This is a genomic window from Leisingera sp. ANG1 (assembly GCF_000203975.2).
Lineage (GTDB): Bacteria > Pseudomonadota > Alphaproteobacteria > Rhodobacterales > Rhodobacteraceae > Leisingera.
This window is the reverse complement of sequence record NZ_AFCF02000009.1, coordinates 506,885-526,712: the sequence shown is the minus strand read 5'-3', so window position 1 is coordinate 526,712 and position 19,828 is coordinate 506,885. Positions and strand designations below refer to the sequence as shown.

At 61.5% G+C, this 19,828-nt stretch carries 22 protein-coding genes; 11 read left to right on the top strand and 11 right to left on the bottom strand.

Features of this window, described 5'->3' with window-relative positions; genetic code table 11:
• Together GC1_RS18745 and GC1_RS18740 are read right to left on the bottom strand one after the other, a co-directional pair.
• Positions 1–1,024 (bottom strand): TldD/PmbA family protein (locus GC1_RS18745; protein WP_039498777.1); only part of this gene is annotated, 1,024 nt, incomplete at its 3' end.
• A gap of 122 nt (positions 1,025–1,146) precedes the next feature.
• Positions 1,147–2,670: a DUF2125 domain-containing protein gene (locus tag GC1_RS18740; protein WP_019297610.1), complete on the bottom strand. Its 1,524-nt coding sequence runs from the start codon at positions 2,668–2,670 to the stop codon at positions 1,147–1,149.
• A gap of 135 nt (positions 2,671–2,805) precedes the next feature.
• Between GC1_RS18740 and GC1_RS18735 the strand changes: the two genes are divergently transcribed.
• From GC1_RS18735 to GC1_RS18725, 3 genes are read left to right on the top strand one after another with little or no spacing between them, the layout of a single operon-like run.
• Positions 2,806–3,555, top strand: a complete 750-nt coding sequence (locus tag GC1_RS18735; RefSeq protein WP_019297611.1) for an SDR family oxidoreductase — start codon at positions 2,806–2,808, stop codon at positions 3,553–3,555.
• Entirely contained in the window at positions 3,552–4,163 is a 612-nt protein-coding gene (locus GC1_RS18730) for an enoyl-CoA hydratase/isomerase family protein (protein WP_019297612.1), read from the top strand. The genes GC1_RS18735 and GC1_RS18730 overlap by 4 nt, the downstream gene beginning before the upstream one ends.
• On the top strand, positions 4,160–4,846 hold the full coding sequence (locus GC1_RS18725; protein WP_036762493.1) for a VOC family protein: 687 nt from the start codon (positions 4,160–4,162) through the stop codon (positions 4,844–4,846). The genes GC1_RS18730 and GC1_RS18725 overlap by 4 nt, the downstream gene beginning before the upstream one ends.
• On the opposite strand, the gene GC1_RS18720 is transcribed toward GC1_RS18725, so the two are convergent.
• Positions 4,843–5,136: an HNH endonuclease gene (locus GC1_RS18720; protein ID WP_019297614.1), complete on the bottom strand. Its 294-nt coding sequence runs from the start codon at positions 5,134–5,136 to the stop codon at positions 4,843–4,845. The two genes, GC1_RS18725 and GC1_RS18720, sit on opposite strands and share 4 nt — an antisense overlap.
• A 68-nt stretch (positions 5,137–5,204) precedes the next feature.
• On the opposite strand from GC1_RS18720, the gene GC1_RS18715 reads away from it, so the two are divergent.
• The gene (locus GC1_RS18715) at positions 5,205–6,404 is read left to right on the top strand and encodes a TIGR03862 family flavoprotein (protein ID WP_019297615.1); all 1,200 of its coding nucleotides are present in this window, start codon (positions 5,205–5,207) and stop codon (positions 6,402–6,404) included.
• Here GC1_RS18715 and GC1_RS18710 read toward each other — a convergent pair.
• The 5 genes from GC1_RS18710 to GC1_RS18690 form a co-directional block, all read right to left on the bottom strand.
• A complete protein-coding gene (locus tag GC1_RS18710) occupies positions 6,377–6,967 on the bottom strand; it encodes a glutathione S-transferase family protein (RefSeq protein WP_019297616.1) in 591 nt (196 codons plus the stop codon). The two genes, GC1_RS18715 and GC1_RS18710, sit on opposite strands and share 28 nt — an antisense overlap.
• Before the next feature lie 76 nt (positions 6,968–7,043).
• Positions 7,044–8,072: a DNA polymerase III subunit delta gene (gene holA, locus GC1_RS18705; RefSeq protein ID WP_019297617.1), complete on the bottom strand. Its 1,029-nt coding sequence runs from the start codon at positions 8,070–8,072 to the stop codon at positions 7,044–7,046.
• Positions 8,069–8,584 carry an LPS assembly lipoprotein LptE gene (gene lptE, locus GC1_RS18700; protein ID WP_019297618.1) on the bottom strand — a complete coding sequence of 172 codons (516 nt, stop codon included), beginning with the start codon at positions 8,582–8,584 and terminating at the stop codon, positions 8,069–8,071. Before lptE ends, holA begins: the two co-directional genes overlap by 4 nt.
• Positions 8,571–11,192 carry a leucine--tRNA ligase gene (gene leuS / locus GC1_RS18695; protein WP_019297619.1) on the bottom strand — a complete coding sequence of 874 codons (2,622 nt, stop codon included), beginning with the start codon at positions 11,190–11,192 and terminating at the stop codon, positions 8,571–8,573. The genes lptE and leuS overlap by 14 nt, the downstream gene beginning before the upstream one ends.
• 88 nt (positions 11,193–11,280) lie before the next feature.
• Positions 11,281–11,763, bottom strand: a complete 483-nt coding sequence (locus GC1_RS18690) for a DUF3576 domain-containing protein (RefSeq protein ID WP_019297620.1) — start codon at positions 11,761–11,763, stop codon at positions 11,281–11,283.
• Positions 11,764–12,073: 310 nt separating this feature from the next.
• Here GC1_RS18690 and GC1_RS18685 point away from each other — a divergent pair, with 310 nt between their 5' ends.
• Positions 12,074–13,084: a porin gene (locus GC1_RS18685; RefSeq protein WP_019297621.1), complete on the top strand. Its 1,011-nt coding sequence runs from the start codon at positions 12,074–12,076 to the stop codon at positions 13,082–13,084.
• Between the two features lie 123 nt (positions 13,085–13,207).
• Positions 13,208–13,858 (top strand): YggS family pyridoxal phosphate-dependent enzyme, encoded by a 651-nt coding sequence (locus GC1_RS18680; protein WP_019297622.1) that lies wholly within the window; start codon positions 13,208–13,210, stop codon positions 13,856–13,858.
• 54 nt (positions 13,859–13,912) lie between these two features.
• On the opposite strand, the gene GC1_RS18675 is transcribed toward GC1_RS18680, so the two are convergent.
• Together GC1_RS18675 and ribA are read right to left on the bottom strand one after the other, a co-directional pair.
• Positions 13,913–14,422 (bottom strand): L,D-transpeptidase family protein, encoded by a 510-nt coding sequence (locus GC1_RS18675; protein WP_019297623.1) that lies wholly within the window; start codon positions 14,420–14,422, stop codon positions 13,913–13,915.
• Positions 14,422–15,510, bottom strand: a complete 1,089-nt coding sequence (ribA, locus tag GC1_RS18670) for a GTP cyclohydrolase II (protein WP_019297624.1) — start codon at positions 15,508–15,510, stop codon at positions 14,422–14,424. The genes GC1_RS18675 and ribA overlap by 1 nt, the downstream gene beginning before the upstream one ends.
• A 173-nt stretch (positions 15,511–15,683) precedes the next feature.
• On the opposite strand from ribA, the gene GC1_RS18665 reads away from it, so the two are divergent.
• A complete protein-coding gene (locus GC1_RS18665; protein WP_019297625.1) occupies positions 15,684–16,370 on the top strand; it encodes a response regulator transcription factor in 687 nt (228 codons plus the stop codon).
• 222 nt (positions 16,371–16,592) lie between these two features.
• Complete coding sequence (locus tag GC1_RS18660; RefSeq protein WP_019297626.1) at positions 16,593–17,381, top strand: exodeoxyribonuclease III; 789 nt, start codon at positions 16,593–16,595, stop codon at positions 17,379–17,381.
• Positions 17,382–17,447: 66 nt separating this feature from the next.
• Here the strand turns inward: GC1_RS18660 and GC1_RS18655 are convergent, their stop codons facing one another.
• On the bottom strand, positions 17,448–17,969 hold the full coding sequence (locus GC1_RS18655; protein ID WP_019297627.1) for a DUF6653 family protein: 522 nt from the start codon (positions 17,967–17,969) through the stop codon (positions 17,448–17,450).
• A gap of 74 nt (positions 17,970–18,043) precedes the next feature.
• On the opposite strand from GC1_RS18655, the gene GC1_RS18650 reads away from it, so the two are divergent.
• Genes GC1_RS18650 through GC1_RS18640 form a run of 3 tightly spaced genes read left to right on the top strand, consistent with a single transcriptional unit; the run spans position 18,044 to position 19,827 of the window.
• The gene (locus GC1_RS18650; protein WP_019297628.1) at positions 18,044–18,970 is read left to right on the top strand and encodes a tetratricopeptide repeat protein; all 927 of its coding nucleotides are present in this window, start codon (positions 18,044–18,046) and stop codon (positions 18,968–18,970) included.
• 27 nt (positions 18,971–18,997) lie between these two features.
• Positions 18,998–19,642 (top strand): LON peptidase substrate-binding domain-containing protein, encoded by a 645-nt coding sequence (locus tag GC1_RS18645; RefSeq protein ID WP_019297629.1) that lies wholly within the window; start codon positions 18,998–19,000, stop codon positions 19,640–19,642.
• Complete coding sequence (locus GC1_RS18640; protein ID WP_029204960.1) at positions 19,639–19,827, top strand: Trm112 family protein; 189 nt, start codon at positions 19,639–19,641, stop codon at positions 19,825–19,827. The genes GC1_RS18645 and GC1_RS18640 overlap by 4 nt, the downstream gene beginning before the upstream one ends.
• Position 19,828: the final 1 nt, after the last annotated feature.

Sequence of the window (19,828 nt, the reverse complement as noted above, 5' to 3'; positions counted from 1 at the left end):
CCCCGCCGATGCCGCGGGCGGCGTTGCCGGTGCTGTCCAGCCCCAGCTTGCGGGCGGAGGCGAGGTCCAGCGTCCAGCCGGTCAGCACGCCGTTGTCCACCACGGTGCGTTTGCGGGTCGCCAGCCCCTCGCCGTCGAACGGCCGGGAACCGGAAATGCGCGGGCGGTGCGGGTCCTCGATGACAGAGAGCGTTTCTGGCAGAACCTGCTGATCCAAGCAATCGTTCAGCCAGGAGGAGCCACGGGCAATTGCGGCGCCATTGGCGGCCGACATCAGGTGGCCGATCAGAGAGGAGGAAATGCGTTCGTCGAACAGGACCGGGAAACTGCCGGTCTTGGGCTTGCGGGCGCCCAGCCGGGCGACCGCGCGCTCACCTGCAGTGCGGCCAATCTCTTCAGCGCTGCGCAGATCAGACTGGAAGGTACGGGAATCGCCGTCGTGGTCCCGCTCCATTCCTGTGCCGGTGCCCGCGATTCCGGTGCAGGACAGGGAACGGCCAGTGCGCTGATAACCTCCTGAGAAACCATTGGTGGCTGCCAGATGCACCACATGGCGGCCATATCCTGCGGCCGCGGACTGCACCTGAGTGATGCCGTCCACCGCCTGACAGGCGGCTTCGGCGGCAAGCGCGTCCTCTTGCAGGGCTGCCGGCTCAGGCTCGCCGCTCGGGTCTTCCAGCTCCAGCGCAGCCAAATTCCAATCCTTCGCAAGCTGAGACGGGTCAGCGAGGCCTGCATAAGGGTCTTCCGGTGCTTCCTTGGCCATTGCAACGGCGCGTTCGGCCATCGCTGCAATGGTTTCGGGCCGCATGTCGGAGGAGGAGACCAGCGCCTGGCGCTTGCCTATAAACACCCGCAGGCCCAGATCGGTGCCTTCGGAGCGTTCCGCGTGTTCCAGCTTGCCCTCGCGGACTTCGATGCTGAGAGAACTGCCCTCAGCGGCCATGGCGTCGGCGGCATCTGCGCCGGCCTTGCGGGCGGCGTCGATCAGGGCGTGGCAAAGCGCTTCGGGGGACTGGGTCATGGGCACCTTCTGTTCTGCTCTCTAAAAGAGCTATCCAGTGCAGCGCCATGCCGCAAGTGCGGGGTGCAAAAAAGGGGCCGCGCCAGGCGGCCCCTTTCGAGATCCGGTTCGGGATTTGACGGTTATTTGATGCGCTGGCCGTTGGCGAGCACCTGGCCGTCTTCGGTGACTTCGATCTTGGAGGTCAGGGTGTCCTCACCTTCGCCAGGGACTGCCAGCATGCCCATCATCATCCGCGCTCCCATAGCGTCGCTGTCGGACATCAGGCCCATGCCAATCAGCTTGTCAATCAGGGTGTTGGCGCCGACCAGTTTGAGGTTGGCCTCACCTGCCGGTGCCGGCATGCCGTCAAAGCTGGTCAGGTCTTCGTTGTTGAAGGTGAAATCACCGGTGCCGGTCAGCTCGGCGCCAGCCGCCGAGACCTGCAGTTGCTTCACGGTCAGCGCGTTCAGCTCACCCGGCTGTTCCTCACCTTTTTCCACGGCTTCCATGGCTTCCGGATCGAACAGGTCAAACAGCACCTTGCCCTTGCCGGCCAGGTCCAGAATGACGGTTGCCGGGTCATGCGGCAGCTGGCCGGTCGGGTCGACCATGCCCCACAGCATTTCCGGAACTGCAAAGTCGCGCAGGGTCACACCCAGGGCAAAGTCTTGCTCTTCTTCGGACTTGGCCAGCGGCATCATCAGTTTGAAGCCGGTCTCCGCCATGCTGAGCGCCAGCGGGAACGGGATTTCGGAACCGGAAATGTTCACGTTGGTTGCAACCTGCGACACATCGTAGGTCAGGTGCTGCTTGTCCATCGAAACGGTGAAAGCACCACCTTGGGAATTGCTTTCCATGGCGAAGCTTTCGCTGCCGTCCACGCCAGAGAGGGAACCATTGCCGCCGGTGAAGGTGAAGGTGCCGTCGAAGGCAAAGCCGGCTTCCAGCAGCGCGGCCATGTCGGGGCTTTCCAGCCCGTCTGGAACGGTGCCGGTACCGGTGAAGCTCAGGCCTTGCAGGGCGCCTTTGAACGCACCTGTGCCGTCGCCCTCGGGATCGTTGAAGCCCATGTCATAGCTGAGGCTGGAGGCGGTCATGGTCTGGTCGTAGCTGCGCCCCTCTGCAACCTTCATGGTGCTTTTGGTGGTCACGTCGTTCATTACGACCTGAACTTTCGCCACTTCTGCAGGCACAGGCTCGCCGTCCGCGGACAGTTTATCCAGCGTCATGGTCACCGTGGAGGAGCTGTAGTCATAGCTCATGTTTTCTGCATCACCTGCGACTTTCATCGGCGAGCCGTCGTGCGCATAGATCAGTTTGCCTGCAAAGGTTTCGCCGTCGCCGGAAAATTCAAAGCCCATCGGGAACTCGGCAGGCAGCATGACATTGACGGTGCCATCGCCGTTCTCAACGAACTGGATTTCCGGGAAGCTGATGGTGCCGGAGCCGTCTTCTTCGGGGATCGGCATGGCCATCGACACATCGGAAACGGTCAGGGTGCTGCCCGAAACGGCCTCAGTCCCGGATACGGTGTAGCCGGTGCTGGTCAGATACGCCTTCCAGTCGGCCCAGACGTCCTGGGCGCTCAGATCGGCGAGGGCGCCTTGAGCGGAAACAACCAAAATTGCCGCTGCGGCACCGCCGCGCGCAAAAATTACGGACATTAGAGAACCTTTCTCTGAGAGATAATTGAACGCATCGTCGGCCCGGCGGGCGGTGCCGTCAAGGGGGCCTTGGGCTGGACCGTTCCCCCTAACCGCTTTACCACTTGGGTTATCAGTCACTTGGAGGTTGCGGGCATGGAATTCAACGGAAAAACAGTTGCAATTACAGGAGCCAGCCGCGGCATCGGGGCGGATGCGGCCCGTGTTTTTGCCGCTGCTGGCGCCAATCTGGCATTGCTGGCAAGGAGTGCGGGCGCACTGCAGGACCTTGCGGATGAGATCGGCAAAAATGTGCTGACATTTGCATGCGACGTTTCTGATTACGCTTCCGTGGAGGCCGCATTGGGCAAGGCAAATCAGGAATTCGGCAGCCTGGACGTTCTGATCAACAACGCAGGTGTAATTGAACCGATTGCCAGGCTGGAGGACGCTTCGCCTGAAGATTGGGGCAGGCTGATCGACATTAATCTGAAAGGTGTGTTCAACGGGATGCGGGCCGCGCTGCCGCTGATGAAGCCGGCGGGCGGCGGGACCATAATTACCGTCAGCTCGGGCGCCGCGCACCGGCCTTTGGAGGGGTGGAGTGCCTATTGTTCGTCGAAGGCAGGCGCGGCGATGCTGACCTCTGCGCTCGACCTGGAAGAACGCGGCAATGGCATCCGAGCCATGGGCCTGTCGCCGGGTACAGTCGCGACCCAAATGCAGCGCGAGATCAAGGCCAGCGGCATCAACCCGGTGAGCGAGCTGGACTGGGAGGATCATATTCCGGCTGAATGGCCGGCCCAGACCCTCATGTGGATGTGCACACCGGATGCGGATGACTGCATAGGTCAGGAAGTCTCTCTGCGAGAAGACAGCATCCGCCAACGGGTGGGCCTGATATGATCGGACTGGAGATCGCGGAAAACGGTCTGTGGACTGTTACCATCAACCGGCCGGACAAGGCGAACTCGCTGACAGAAGCGATGCTGACGGAACTGGCGGAAATCGCCGAACGCGCGCAGGAGGCCCGCGGGCTGATCCTGACCGGAACCGGCAAGGTGTTCAGCGCCGGGGCCGACCTGGACGAAGCGCGGGCGGGCCTGGCGACCTCGCCGGTATGGGAGCGGCTGTCGGCGGCAATGGCTGCTGTTCCCTGCCTCAAGGTGGCTGCACTGAACGGTACCTTGGCGGGCGGCGCCAATGGCATGGTGCTGGCTTGCGATATCCGCATTGCGGTGCCGTCGGCCAAATTCTTCTACCCTGTGATGAAGCTTGGCTATTTGCCACAGCCTTCGGACGCGGGCCGGATGGCAGCACTGATCGGGCCTGCCCGGACCAAGGTGATCCTGGCGGCCGGGCAGAAGATCATCGCGCAGGAGGCATACGACTACGGCCTCGTAGACCGGATTGTGGAGCCTGAGGCCTTGCTGGAAACGGCGGAGGACATGCTGGCACACTCGCTGGAGGCCAAACCGGAAATTGCGGCCGGGATCCTTAGGATGTGCCGGTGAAGCGGCTGTCCGGACTTCAACTGCAGGTCGAAGACCCTGAGCGGTTGGCTGCATTTTATGCGGATGTGTTTGGCATGGAAGCGCGGGTTGAAGGTGAGACCTGGCGGGCCGGGTATGCGGGTGAGGATGCGGATCTGGTATTGCTGCCTGGCGGCACACGGGCTCCGCATACGCGCGATGAACGGTACTGGAAGATCGGTATTTGCCTGCCCGATCTGGACATTGCGTGTGAACACCTGCGGCAAAAGGGCATTGAGGTGTCAGCGCCGCATCAGTTCCGTAACATCGGCTACATGGCGCATCTGCACGATCCCGAAGGATTTTCGGTAGAACTCCTGCAGCATGATTTCCTAGGCAACCGGCCAGACGGTGCTGGTAATCCGGCGCTTCCGCTGGGCGGCGGTGCGCATGTCGGGCAGATCACTTTGCGGACCGGAGACATCGCGGCTGAGCTTGCCTTGCGTGCCGACATGAAACTCTTGTCAGTTCAGGATGTAGCGGAGTTTGGATTTGACTTGCATTTCCTTGCCTTTACCGAAGAAACGCCGCCAAACCCGGATCTGCAGTCCGTGGCGAACCGGGAATGGCTGTGGCGGCGCTCCTATACAACGCTGGAGTTCCAGCACATTCCCGGGGCGCAGTTTCGCGACAGCCCGGCCTTCATGGGGGTTGAGGTCAGTTAGCGCTTGCGCCGTTTGCCGGGCACGCGGGAGCGGAATTCGGGCGGGCGTTTCCGGATCCAGGCGATGAATTTCGCCAGCCGGGGGTGGGCCTGCAGCGCTTCCGGAGTGTTGAAGTCGCGGGCCAGCTCCGCCTCGGTCAGCGTGGCGTGAATCTCGCGATGGCAGATGTCATGCAGCAGAACGGTTGGTCCGCCCTTGCCTCCTTTCAGTTTTGGGATCAGATGGTGCAGGCTTTGCGGCGCGCCCTTTGGGATTGGGCGGCCGCACAGCGGGCAATTCGGATCAGACATGCACAGGCCTCAGCTGGTTTCGTGCGGGCACTAGACACGCCGGCGGCAAGGGCTGGCAAGGGGATGGCATGACAGAGGCGTGGGACGCTGTGGTGATCGGAGCCGGGCCAGCCGGGCTGATGGCTGCCGAAGAACTGGGCCGCGCCGGGCACCGGGTGCTGGTGGCTGAGGCCAAGCCGTCAGCTGCCCGAAAGTTCCTGATGGCCGGCAAATCCGGTCTGAATTTGACCAAGGACGAGCCTTTCGAGCAGCTGATTGCATCTTATGGAGAGGCCGCGGACTGGCTGGCGCCGATGATCCAGGCCTTTGATGCGCAGGCAGTACAGGCCTGGGCGCAGGAGCTGGGGAGCGCGCTGTTCACCGGCTCCACCGGCCGGGTGTTCCCGACGGTGATGAAAGCATCGCCGCTTTTGCGGGCCTGGCTGGGGCGCTTGGACTGGTATGGCGTGCAGATCCGCACCCGCTGGCGCTGGGCCGGCTGGGACGGTGCGGCCTTAGTCTTTGAAACGCCGGGCGGTTCGGTGCGGATTGAGACGGGTGCCACGATTCTGGCGCTCGGCGGCGCAAGCTGGGCGCGGCTGGGGTCGGACGGGGCGTGGCGGCCGCTGTTGCAGGAACGAGCGGTAGAAGTTTCGCCATTCAAGCCTGCCAATGCCGGGCTGCTGGTGGAATGGTCCAGGCATATGGCACCGCAATTCGGCCAGCCGCTCAAAGGGATTGCGCTGCGGGCGGGTGGCCAGGTTTCGCGCGGTGAAGCGGTAATTTCGCAGCGCGGGCTGGAGGGCGGCGGCATCTATTCCGTCTGTGCCGCAGTGCGGGAGGGAGCGGTGCTGCATATGGATCTGCTTCCGGATCTGGAAGAGGCGGAAGTTGCCCGCCGCCTGTCGCGCCCGCGCGGTAAGGCGAGTTTCTCCAACCACCTGCGCAAAGCCTTGAAGCTGTCACCGGCATCCGTGGCGCTTCTGCAGGAATTCGGGCGCCCGCTGCCGCAGGAGGCGCAGACCTTGGCAAGGCTGATCAAGGCGCTGCCGGTGAAACACGCAGGTTTGCGCCCGATGGACGAGGCGATTTCGACCGCGGGCGGCGTTAGCCGCGATGCTGTGGATGGCAACCTGATGCTGAAACAAATCCCCGGAACTTTCTGCGCCGGGGAGATGCTTGATTGGGAAGCCCCGACGGGCGGTTATTTGCTGACCGCCTGCCTGGCGACTGGGCGCTGGGCGGGGCGGGGGGCTGCGGATTATTTGGCCAGTGCCGCAACCCGCTGAAACGCAGGGCGTTCCCGCATCCGTTTGCCGTAGTCCTGCAGCTTTTCACCCTCGACCGGAAACTTGGCGCTGCGCGCCCAGTTCAGGCAATGGGTGCAGATGATATCGGCGATGGTGAACTCTTCCCCCATCAGGAAGGGGCCGGCCATTTTGTCTTCGAGACGGGCCAGGTTGTGGGCGAATTCCCACTTCAGGCTGCCTTTCACTTCCGGCACCCGCTGCTCCTCAGGCAGGATGAAGCTGTGCCGGGCCGCGGCCCAAAGAACGGCGTCGATCTCGTCCAGCAGGAGATGGGTCATTGCGTCCTGTCTTGCGCGCGCAATCGTTCCCGCAGGAGCCGTCAGCGCGCCGTGTTTGTCAGACAAGTAGGTAAGAATGGCTGTGGAATCGGTGATAACTTCACCTTCAGCCTGAAGCACTGGCACCTTGCCCGAGACATTCAGCGCCTGCACTTCAGGGCTGCGGGGCCCATGCAGGTTCAGCTGATAGGGCTGTCCAAGCTCCTCAAGCTCCCACAGCACCCGGAAAGTGCGGGTGAGAGGGGTGCCAATGACCGTATACATCATACTTCTCCTGTTGGTTCCCGTCCAAGATGGGCAGCAACAGCGGGAGGATCAAGCAGGACGGAGCGTTGGCAGCTCAGCGGGCGCGGCTGAGCATGGCAAGCCGGATCAGGGCGCGTTCCATCAATGCCAGCGCTGGGGCAGTCTGCCCGGCAGAGCGCAGCGCCAGATCGGTGTCGGTAATGATCGTCAGCGCTGTTTCCAACCGGTTTGCGCCCCAGTTTTGCGCCTGCCGCAGCATCCGGTCGCGGCGTTTGCCATAAAGCGGCGGGCGCAGCTGGCCGATGCCCTGGGCCGGGCCGCCGGGTGCCGAGGCAATGGTGTAAAGCGTGCGGAAATGCCGGGTGGCACCAATGCAGAGGGTTACGGCGTTGGTGCCCTGCGCCTGCAGACGGCGGATCAGCGGTCCGATTTCGGGGCTGCGGCCCTCAGCCACCACATTGAGCACGTCATCCAGCGCAGCTTCGGTTGATTGCGGGGCCACGGCGCCGATGTCGTCCAGTGACAGCGGGCTGCTGTCGCCGTGCTTGTAAAGCGCCAGCTTCTCGATCATGCGGGAAAAGTCGCCGGGGCCGATGTCATTGGCGATGTCGGTCAGCGCCGACATGCTGTCGCCGGGCACGTCGCGGATGCCAGCCTCGCCCAGAATGCGTTCGATCTCGGCACGCGAAGGCGGGTCGTCGTAAATGCCAACCGCATAGGCGTTGCTGTGGCCCTCAAACGCCTTGCGCAGCTTGGAGGACGCTTTCAGCTGGCCTGCCGTAACCACGATCTGGGCGTCACCGGGCTGCCATTCTTCAAGCGCTGCAGTGATTGCGGGGGTGGCTGTGTCATTTGCGCCCTCGACAAACACCGCACGGACACCGGGAAAGAACCCGACCGCCTTGACCGCGTCCAGCAATTGCGCCGGATCTTTGCGCAGGTCGCTGCCGGGCAGGCGGGTCAGGCGCATTTCTTCCTCGGCGCCAGGGCCAAGCAACGCCGCCAGCACCTGCTGCCGCTTCAAGGACACGCGCATTGCGTCGGCGCCATAGATCAGGATGCCGGTCTTGCCCGGATCCGGCTTGGCGAAATAGCCGTCCGCTTCGCGTGGTGAGAGCTTCATTCAGCCGCAGCGGAGAGATCCGCGGTTGCCAGGATCTGTGCGGTGATCTGATCGGCCAGTACGGCCATAAGCCGTTCATGCGCATCCCGTTCCCCGGCCAGTGTTTCCACGGTGGAACCGGTAGCAGAGTAACCGGTGAAGTTCCGAACTGTGCCGCTGGAGGTGACCTTGCCATCCGAAAGACGGGTCAGAGAATACGCTGCGGTGCCGATCACCGAATACCGGGTGATTTCATTGTCCGCTGTGATCGCTTGCCCCTCTTCCCGGGTGCTGAGTGTCAGGTCCAGCTTGTACGCGGCGCCACTGCCGCGGCCAAGCCGTTGTTCCAGGTTCTGCACGAGAAAATAGGCATCAGAGCCGCTTGCGCCTTTGATTTCTTCCGGTGCCTGCACTTCGATATTGTCATGCAGTTCTGCCCCGGTTCCGCCGGGGGCGTAAACCGGAGTGAAGCCGCAGGCCGCTACCACCAGGGGCAGGGCCAGCAGCAGGGTTCTGCAGTTAAGCAACGACATTCACAATCCGGCCTGGCACCACGATTACCTTTTTCGGCGCGGCGCCATTCAGCGCCTTCTGCACAGCTTCGTGTGCCAGTGCGAGTTTTTCAACCTCGGCTTTGTCCAGATCCTTGGCGACTTCGATTTCGCCGCGGCGTTTGCCGTTGATCTGGATCGGCAGGGTGACTGTGTTCTCGACCAGCATCGATTCGTCGGCAACAGGCCAAGGCGCGGTGGCGCAAAGGCCCTCGCCGCCCTGATGGTTCCAGATGTCCTCCGCCAGGTGCGGGGTCATTGGCGACATCAGCTGCGCAAGCGTCATGATCGCTTGTTTTTGAATCTTGGCGCTGGCTTTGGATTTGGCGAGCGTGTTGGTGAAGGCATAGAGCTTGGCAATTGCAGCGTTGAAACCGAAGGAATCAACACCCAGGGTCACGTCCCGGATGCACTTGTGCATCTCGCGCAGCAATTCTTGGTCGCCTTCACCAGCCGCTTCCGGGTCCATCTCCCCAATACGGTCGCACAGGTTCCAGACCCGGTTCAGGTGCTTGTAGGCCGCCTCAGCGCCTGCTGCGGTCCATTCCACGTCACGCTCGGGCGGCGAATCGGACAGCACGAACCAGCGCGCGGTGTCCGCGCCGAATGACGAGATGATGTGCAGCGGGTCCACCACGTTGTTCTTGGACTTGGACATCTTGGCAGAGGGGATGATCTCCACTTCGGTGCCGTCCTTCAGGAAGCCCTTGCCGTCGCGCAGCTCCACTTCCTCGGGATAGTGGTAGATTGCCTTTGAGTACGCAGGCAATTTCGCATTTGGATCGCTGGAACCCCAGTCGGTATTCTTGTGGAAGACATTTTCAGTGGTCTTGTAGATCGCGTGGGTCACCATGCCCTGCGTGAACAGCGCATCAAACGGCTCAATGGATTTCTCCGGCAGGTGGCCGCAGATCTGCATCGCGCGGGCGAAGAAGCGCGAGTACAGGAGGTGCAGAATCGCGTGCTCGATGCCGCCGATGTACTGGTCGACGTTCATCCAGTATTCGGCCTCGGCCATGTCGGTCGGGGTCTCGGCGCGCGGGGCGGTGAAACGGGCAAAATACCAGGACGAATCGACGAAAGTGTCCATGGTGTCGGTTTCGCGCAAAGCCGGCTTGCCGCAGGACGGGCAGGCGCAGTTGCGCCAGCTGGGGTGGCGGTCCAGCGGGTTGCCCGGCACCGAGAAGTCGATGGCCTTGCCGTCTTCGTCATAGGGCAGGGCGATCGGCAGATTCTCTTTCTTCTCGGGAACCACGCCGCAGTCTTCACAATGCACCACGGGAATCGGGCAGCCCCAATAGCGCTGACGGCTCAGGCCCCAGTCGCGCAGGCGGTATTTGGTGACGCCCTGACCCCAGCCTGCCTTCTCCGCGAAATCAACGGTGGCGTTGATGGCGTCCTCGCCGGTTGCCTCGGTCAGACCGGCGAAGTGGTCGACCCAGCGGACCTTTTCGGTTTTTGCCGGCACAAAGGCTTCGTTTGCAACCGGAGTGTCATTGTCCAGCGCAAAGAACGTGTCGATGACTGGCAGATCATATTTGCGGCAGAAGTCCAGGTCGCGCTGGTCATGCGCCGGGCAGGCGAAGATCGCGCCGGTGCCGTACTCCATCAGGATGAAGTTGGCGATCCAGACCGGCAGTTCCCACTCCGGGTTCAGCGGATGCTTCACACGGATGCCGGTGTCATAGCCCAGTTTCTCGGCTGTCTCGATAGCTTCCTCAGTGGTGCCGCCCTTGCGGCACTCGGCGACAAACGCGGCAACCTCTTCCGATTCGGTCTCCAGCGCCTTGGCAATCGGGTGATCAGGAGAAATGCCGACAAAGGACGCGCCCAGCAGCGTGTCGGGGCGGGTGGTGTAAACCTCAATCGGTTCTGCGCCATCGGTGCGCTCAAACGAGAACTGCAACCCGCGCGATTTGCCGATCCAGTTTTCCTGCATCAGGCGGACCTTGGCGGGCCAGTTCTCCAAGCTGTCCAGCGCTGACAGCAGTTCTTCGGAGAAATCGGAAATCTTGAAGAACCATTGGGTGAGCTCGCGCCGCTCCACCAGTGCGCCGGACCGCCAGCCGCGGCCGTTCTCGACCTGCTCGTTGGCAAGCACGGTCATGTCGATGGGGTCCCAGTTCACCACCGCATTCTTGCGGTAGACAAGGCCCTTTTCCAGGAAGTCGAGGAACAGCGCCTGCTGCTGGCCGTAATACTCCGGATCGCAAGTTGCGAACATGCGGGACCAGTCCAGGGAAAGGCCCAGCGGTTTCATCTGCTCGACCATCGTGTCGATGTTCGAATAGGTCCAGTCCTTGGGGTGCCCGCCAGAGGCCATCGCGGCGTTTTCTGCCGGCATGCCGAAGGCGTCAAACCCCATCGGGTGCAGTACGTTATGGCCGGTGGACAGCTTGTAACGCGCAATCACGTCGCCCATCGTGTAGTTGCGCACATGGCCCATGTGCAGCTTGCCCGACGGGTAGGGGAACATCTCCAGCACATAATACTTGGGCTTGCCGCCGGTACGCTTGGCCTGGAAAATTCCGGCCTCGTCCCAGGCCTTCTGCCATCGTGCTTCGATTTCAGGAGCTATGTAACGCGGCATCAGAGCTGTCCTTTGCATGAAAACGCCGGGCTTCGGGCCCGGCGCTTCTGATAATGAGGTTTGGCTGGCGTTTCCAGAGGGCGCAGGGTCAGAGTTTCTTGTCTGCAATCCGCAGCTGGCGCGCGCGGGACAGAATCGCGTCCTCGACAGCGCGGGTGGTGCTGGCGCTGACCGGGCCGCCCTTGGATTGCAGGGCGACGTTCAAAGAGCGTGCGTCCAAGGCCGGATCCTTGATATGGATCGTCGCCCGATAGGAGCGGCCGCCGCCAGGCGGGGTGCCATAGCCAGTCACGATGACACCAGTGAATGGATCAACCGACTGCACCGGAAGGAAGCTCAGCACATCCAGGCTAGCCGTCCAAAGGTAGCGGTTCACCTGCACGGTCTGGTCCGGCTTGGCATTCAGAAAGTCAAAGACGGAGGATTTGGTAGCCTCTCCCTGGATCTCTTCCTTGTGGCTTGTTGTCCGGGCCGTGCTTGCTGGTGCTTTTCCGCCCCGGCCGCCGCAAGCCGCGAGGCTGAGACAGATCGCGCTGATCACTGTTACCCGCAGGGTCTTTCCGTATTTCATAACCGCTCCCGGAGCCAATTTCTGCGCGAACACCTAACGCAAGCCGCGTCGGCTGAGCAAGGGCTTTGGCTTCTATGACTCTGCACCTGTGGGGCATTTTCAAGTTAACCAGCTTGCTTGCGTGCGGATCAGGGCCGTTTCTGGCGCTCGGACGGGGCGGACTGTGGCAAAGCTGCACCATCCCGGACCGCATCGTTTCACCTGACTTTCCCAAGCCTTGCCAAAACGGGGGTGAAAGAGCGAAACCCCTTGGCATACCCACGCCGGATTCCCCGGTTTGGGCATAGGATTAGAAAACCGAGGGAAAAACATGAAAAAGGTTCTCTTCGCGACTACCGCGCTGATCGCCACCGCAGGCATGGCCGCGGCAGAAGTCAAAGTGTCCGGCTATGGCCGCTTTGGTCTGGACTGGAACGAAGCAAACGACGTTGTTGCCGGCCGTTCCGACACCAACATCACCAGCCGTTTCCGTCTGCAGTTCGACGCGTCGACCGAAACCGACGGCGGCGTGACCGTTGGCGGCCGTATCCGTGCCCAGGCTGAAAGCCGTGACGGCACTCCGGGCACCGCAGCATGGTCCGCACCGCAGTTCCACGTCGCATACGGCGGCCTGCGTGTGAACGTTGGCAACATCTGGGGCGCGATCGACTCCGCACCGGGCCTGTACCTGAACACCACCTCCGTTGGCACCGGCATCGACGGCATGGGCTTCAACTCCCTGGCCATCGGCAACAGCTTCGCTTGGGACACCTTCACCTCCGCAGGTGCTGGCCGTAACGGCATTGAAGCCATCTACTCCGCTGGCGGCTTCACCGGCCACGTGTCCTACTCGCAGTCCAACGGCGGCACCGTTGCCGGTTCCGCACAGGGCCTGGAGCGCACCGCAATCATGCTGAGCTACTCCTTCGGTGACTACTTCGTGACCGGTGCATACCAGTCCGAAGACAACAACACCAACACCGTGACCTTCAACAACGGCGCTGTCGAAAGCCAAGGCGACGGCCTCGGCTTCTTCGCCATCGGCGGTGACTTCGGCCAGTTCGGTGCAACCCTGTCCTATGGTACCACTGAAGAAGCTGATGCTGTGACCCTGGCAGGTGAAGCGGAAATCGGCGCAGCCTCCACCATCGTTGGCTGGGTGAGCTCCACCGACGTCGACACCAACGTGGTTGCTGGTCAGACCCGCACCGACGGCACCGCCTTCGGCATCAACTACGAGTATGACCTCGGCGGCGGCGTGACCTTCGTTGCTGGCTATGTGAACACCGCAGCAGCCACCAACGAAAACTCCCTGCAGGCAGGTCTGCACTTCAGCTTCTAAGCTGAAGCACGCCTAGCGTGACTTTCGGGGCGGGTTCCTTCGGGACCCGCCCTTTTCTTTTGCCCCTTAACATTTCCAGCCAAACAGTGTTTTTTGCGGCCAAACAGTGATGAGGCCGGACCCATGCCGCTTGCAGAGATCAAATCCAGAATTGCCAAGGCCGAGAGCAAGGCTGGCCGTGAACCGGGCAGCGTGCAGCTGATTGCGGTGTCAAAGGTGCAGCCGAACGAGCGGGTGCAGGCGGTGCTGGAGGAAGGCCATCGTTGCTTTGGTGAAAACAAGGTGCAGGAAGCGGCCGGAAAATGGCCGGGGTTCGCCGAGCAGTTCGACGGAATTGATCTGCACCTAATTGGCCCCTTGCAAACCAACAAGGCGCGCCAGGCGATGGAGCTGTTCAACAGCATTCATTCGCTGGACCGTCCCAAGCTGGCCAATACAATCGCCCGGCTGGCGCAGGAGCTGGGGAAATGCCCGGACCTTTTTGTGCAGGTGAATACCGGCGAAGAAGAGCAGAAGGCTGGCGTGATGCCGGCCGATGCAGATTCATTTATCTCCGAGTGCTGCACGCTGGACTTGCCGGTTAAAGGCTTGATGTGCATCCCGCCGGTGGATGAAGAGCCGAGTCTGCATTTCGCGCTGCTGGCCAAGATCGCCGAGCGCAACGGCTTGCAAGGTCTCTCGATGGGTATGAGTGGAGATTTCGAGTCAGCAATTGCCCTTGGTGCAACGCACGTTCGGGTCGGATCGGCAATTTTCGGTGACCGCACCTACTGAGGTGCAAAAGTTCTCAAAACACTTTTGCCAAGACATTGAAAGGCCTGGGTTGCTTCAAGTCCCGGCCAGTTCTGGAACTATGACCCGCGTGCCAATTTGAACCCGGGCGGCGAGCCAATGGAGGTCCTGTCTGGAAAAGGCGACACACCCTTCGGTGGGGTAACCGGGGCGGCGCCATTGATGGATGAAGATGGCCGACCCTCTGCCTGGAATGGCATCCGGCCAGTTCCAGTCGGTGATCAGAACCAGATCGTACAGCGGATCTGCCCTGCGCAGTTTTTCATGACTGAACCCGTATGGAGCCCGCACTTGCAGATTGTAGCTGCAATGGCGGGGATCATCCGACCATAAATCCCTGGGACCGATGGGTTTTGCCCATTGCGCCGGCCGGGACAAGCGATCCGGGCGGTAAATCATTCCAGCGATTCTGTGCGTGCCGACCGGCGTTGCGCCGTCGCCTTCACGCTTGCTGCCTGACAGCCCGCCCTTACCGATTGTGCAGGGCAATACACGGCCCATAAACCGGACGCCGGCCCGGGTCAGGACAAGATCCGCAGGAGTCATTACAGCATGTGTCCTGACTTGCGGGCTTTGGTGGCAAGGTAATGCTGGTTATGGGCATTTTCACCAACTTTCAGCGGCACCCGTTCGGCCACCTGAATGCCCGTTTTCTCCATCATGGCGATCTTGTTCGGGTTATTGGTTAGCAGCTTCACCTGTGAAAAGCCCATCTTCTTCAGGATGGCCGCGCCCAGCCGGAAATCCCGTTCGTCATCCTCAAAACCCAGCCGGTGGTTGGCTTCCACCGTGTCAAAGCCCTGATCCTGCAGAGAATAGGCCCGCATCTTATTGGCCAGGCCGATGCCGCGGCCCTCCTGGTTGAGGTACAAAAGTACGCCTGCGCCTTCGGTTCCCATCTGTGCCAGTGCGCCGTGCAGCTGCGGACCGCAGTCGCATTTGAGGGACCCCAGAACGTCGCCGGTGAAACAGGCGGAATGGAGCCGGGCGAGCACCGGTTTGCTGCGGTCGGGGCGGCCGATTTCCACCGCATAGTGCTCCTCAGCGCCATCTTCAGGGCGGAAGATATGGAGCCTGCCAGCTTCGGCGGCCGTCATCGGCAAGCGGGCTGCTGCTACCGGATGCAGCGGAGAGCTTTCGCTCAGCAGCGGTTCAGCTGCCAGTCGTGAAACGGCGGTCAGGCCGTGGGATGCAGCAAAGGCCGACGGATCACTGATGGGCACCAGCGCGGCAGCAGGCAAAAGGCGGGCGGATTTCGCTAGGGCAATCGCCAGCCGGTGCAGGTCCGCGCTGCCGCCGCGCTGGCTGGACAGCGGGCCTTTCATTGGCGTGTTCAGATCATCTGCCGGGTCTGCCAGGGCCAGGATCCAGTTCAGCCCTTCGGTCTCCGGGACGCATACACGGGCGGTATCCTCGTCGTAAACCCGCGCCTTCAGCGTTTCCGCCCGGCGGGCCGTTAGCGCCAGAGACAACGGGCCCAGGGACCGCATGTCAGACAGGCGCGTCTCAGTCAAAGCTTCCACTGCAATTGCCAGCGCAGCCTCGCGGCCGTCCGTCAATACTACCGGAAGACCCATGCGCAGATCGACCCGGGCGCGGGCCAGCAGTTCGATCATGGTGGGCATCAGGCTCATGCGGGGGTCCTGGTGTTATTTTGTAACAGAAGCTCGCTGTCTTTACGCCTAAATGCAACGGATGTGAAACATTTTCCATGCCATGGACACGTCGGCGTGAGAGTTTTGCAGCAAATCTTGCCGCGGGCGCAAGGGATGCGCATGTGTGGTCAGGAGAACAGGAGGGCGAGCCGATGGCGCAACTGAAGAAAATTCTGCTGGTTGATGACGACGAGGACCTGCGCGAGGCCTTGAGCGAGCAACTGGTGATGACCGAAGACTTCGATGTGTTCGAGGCCGAGAATGGTCAAAGCGCGATGGAGCGTGCGAAGGAAGCCCTGTACGACCTGATTATCCTGGATGTCGGCCTGCCCGATACTGACGGGCGCGAGTTGTGCCGCCTGATGCGCAAGCAAGGCGTAAAAGCGCCGATCCTGATGCTGACCGGCCACGACACTGATGCGGACACGATCCTGGGTTTGGATGCTGGCGCGAACGACTATGTCTCCAAGCCCTTCAAGTTTCCTGTGCTTTTGGCCAGAATCCGGGCACAGCTGCGGCAGCACGAGCAGTCAGAGGATGCTGTCTTTGCGCTTGGCCCATATACGTTCAAGCCCTCGATGAAGCTCTTGATCACAGAGGATGAGCGCAAGATCCGGCTGACGGAGAAGGAAACCAATATTCTCAAGTTTCTGTACCGCTCCAGCGACGGGGTGGTGCCGCGCGATGTGCTGCTGCATGAAGTCTGGGGGTATAACGCAGGCGTGACGACCCATACGCTGGAAACACACATCTACCGCCTGCGGCAGAAAATTGAGCCTGATCCCTCGAATGCACGCCTGCTGGTGACAGAATCTGGCGGCTACCGCTTAGTTGCCTGATGCGGCTGGCGTTGAGCCAGATCAAAGAGGGACCTGAGGTTCATATTTAGAGTAACCCCGAACCCGCGCATATCCGGGTCACGATATGCACCTCCCTGTTGGACTTGGCCGGGCTGCCTGCCCGGCCTTTTTTGTAAGGGCTGCCTGCAAAACGTCTCTGGCGCTTCCAGCCCCGCGCAGGCAGTATCGCCGCTGAACCCGGATCACATGACGAGGCGCGCGATGCCATTTACTCTTGCCACCTGGAACATCAACTCTGTCCGCCTGCGCGAGCCGATTGTGCAGAAGCTTTTGCAGGAGGAAGGGCCGGATGTGCTGTGTCTTCAAGAGTGCAAGAGCCCGGTGGAGAAGATCCCGATGGAGGGTTTTGCGGCGTTGGGATATACGCACATGATTGCCCGTGGCCAGAAGGGCTACAATGGTGTCGCGATCCTGTCTCGGCTGCCGATCGAGGATGCCGGCGACAAGGATTTTGCCGGTCTCGGCCATGCCCGCCACGTTGCGGGCCGGCTGGAGAACGGAGTGGTTATCCACAATTTCTATGTGCCTGCGGGCGGCGATGTGCCGGACAGGGAGCAGAACGAAAAATTCGGCCAGAAACTGGATTACCTCACGGACATGCGCGACTGGTTCCACGCGGAGAAGCCTGAGAAGTCCATCCTGGTTGGCGATCTCAATATCGCCCCGCGCGAGGATGATGTCTGGGACCACAAGAAGCTTTTGAAAGTTGTGAGCCACACCCCGATTGAGGTCGAGCATTTTGCTGAAGTTATGGAGGCGGGCGGCTGGTCGGATGTAACGCGGGCAGATATCCCCGATGGACGTCTTTACAGCTGGTGGAGCTACCGGGCCAAGGATTGGGATGCCGCCGACAAAGGGCGCAGGCTCGACCACGTCTGGGCGACACCTGATATCAGCAACGCAGCCCACTCCAGCCGAATTTTGCGAACTGCCCGCGGTTGGGAAAAGCCCAGCGACCATGCTCCGGTCTTTGCAACCTTCGATCTGTGACAGTTGGGCATGGTACTGCGCTGACGTTCTGTGCCGCTCCTTCAGCGGGGGCGTAAGCAGTCTGGGTCAGCGCAGCCATCGTGCGTAGTCGGGATGTTTATCCTGCATGTCCTGATACAGCCAGGCCATCCGGTCCACGAACCACAGCTTGCCGCCAAGCATCAAAACCAGCCCGGCCAGAGCGGTTCCCGGGTTCAAAGCCCACAGGCCGTGAACCCAAGGAATCACGCCGGCGCCTGAAGCCAAGGCGAGACCCTTTGCCCACTTTTCGTGATGGGGCGGAATAGGGACGTGTTTCCGGTTTAGAAATACCCGTTCGCCGAATGTGCCGCGAGAGGCCCAATTGTCCGTGCCGACAGGCCGGGCAAAGGCGCGCGGGTTCCACCAAATCCACGCCAGCACCAGCAGAACCGGCAGCAGAGCACCCCAGCCCAGCCAGACTCTGGACCAGACGGCCAGTGTAATCAGTGGCAGTACCGACATCCGGCTGTAGACGCTCCACGGGTTTGCGTGCCGCGCCCAAGCGGCGTCATCCATCTTCATCAGCCGCTCTGACGCAGCGAAGATATCAAACTTGCGGCTGGCCATCGGCAAACTCCTCTCTTGGTTTCCGGCGCGCAGGATTCCATATAGGGGGCAAGTTCCTAGCGGAGAACAAACTGATGAGCGAAATTCTTGGCAATGCCGCACCGGCGGATGACCTGATCAAAGACGTGACCGAAGCCACCTTTATGCAGGATGTCGTAGACGCTTCCATGAAGGCCCCCGTAATCGTGGACTTCTGGGCGCCGTGGTGCGGCCCGTGTAAGACCCTCGGCCCGATGCTGGAGGCTGCAGTTACCAAAGCTAAGGGTGCGGCCACTATGGCCAAGATCAACGTGGATGAGAACCAGCGCTTGGCCCAGGCGCTGGCTCAGCAGGGCTTGCCACTGCAGTCGATCCCGACAGTTGTGGCCTTCGTGCAGGGCCGCCCCATCGACATGTTCCAGGGCGCGCTGCCGGCGTCCGAAATTGATGCCTTTGTGAAGAAGGTGATCGAAGCCGCAGGCGGCACTGCCGATGGCGGTCTAGGAGAGGCGCTGGAAGCGGCGGAGCAGATGCTGGCCGAAGGCGCGGTGGCGGATGCGGCCCAGACCTTCGCAGCTATTCTGGGTGAGGATGACAAGAATGCTGCCGCCTATGGCGGTCTGGCCCGCGCCCACATCGCGCTGGGTGATCTGGATCAGGCAGAGGCGGTGCTGAACGGCGCACCCGCGGAAATTTCCACTGCAGCAGAAATTGAAGCAGCCCATGCCCAGATCGAACTGGCACGGCAGGCAGAAAATGCCGGACCAGTGGCCGAACTGCGCGCCGCAGTGGATGCCAGCCCGGACGATCTGCAAGCCCGTTTCGAACTGGCACAGGCACTGCATGCGGCAGGCGATGCTGAGGCTGCCGTGACAGAGCTTCTGGAGCTGTTCCGCCGCGACCGCGAGTGGAATGACGGTGCCGCAAAGACGCAGCTGTTCACCATTTTTGACGCGTTGAAACCGAATGACCCAGTGGTGCTGAACGGACGCCGCAAGCTCAGCTCAATGATATTTGCCTAACACCAGGGTAGCACTACACTCTGTCCCATGATCCAGCCTGCCGATCTGCCGGACACGATTGCCGTGTTTCCCTTGCCCGGGGCACTATTGCTGCCCCGGTCGCGCCTGCCGCTGCACATCTTTGAGCCTCGGTATCTGCAAATGTTTGAAGACACGCTGAAAACGCGGCAGAGGCTGATCGGCATGGTCCAGCCCTGCCCCCCGCCTCACGGCAACGGAGAAGACCTCCATAACATTGGTTGCGCCGGGCGTGTTACCCAGTTCTCTGAAACTGAGGACGGGCGGTATCTTGTCACGCTGTCGGGAGTTTCCCGGTTCCGGATCACCCGGGAGGCCAATGGGTTTACGCCTTACCGGCGCTGTGACGTCAGCTGGGCGGGGTTTGACAGGGATCTGGGCCGCTGCGAGGCGGATGAAACCTTGGACCGGCCCTCCTTTCTGGATCTTTTGGAGCGCTTCTTTTCAGCCCGCAGCCTGTCCACGGACTGGGAAGCGCTGAAGGATGCGGATGACGAATTGCTGATCAACTCGCTGGCGATGCTGCTGGAATTCGACCCTGAGGACAAACAGGCCTTGCTTGAGGCGCCTTGCCTTGCCACAAGGCGGGAAACACTTGTCACTTTGATCGAGTTTGCCCTGCGCGGCGGCTCTCAGGAGGAAACCCTGCAATGACCGAGACACAGGCGCCTGCCTTTGACCGGCGGATGCTGGAAGCACTTGTCTGCCCGCTGACCCAGGCCGTGCTGGAGTATGATGCTCAGGCGCAGGAACTGGTTTCGCGTGCAGCCAATCTGGCCTTCCCGATCCGCAACGGCATCCCGGTGATGCTGGTGGATGAGGCGCGCGAGCTGGACTGAT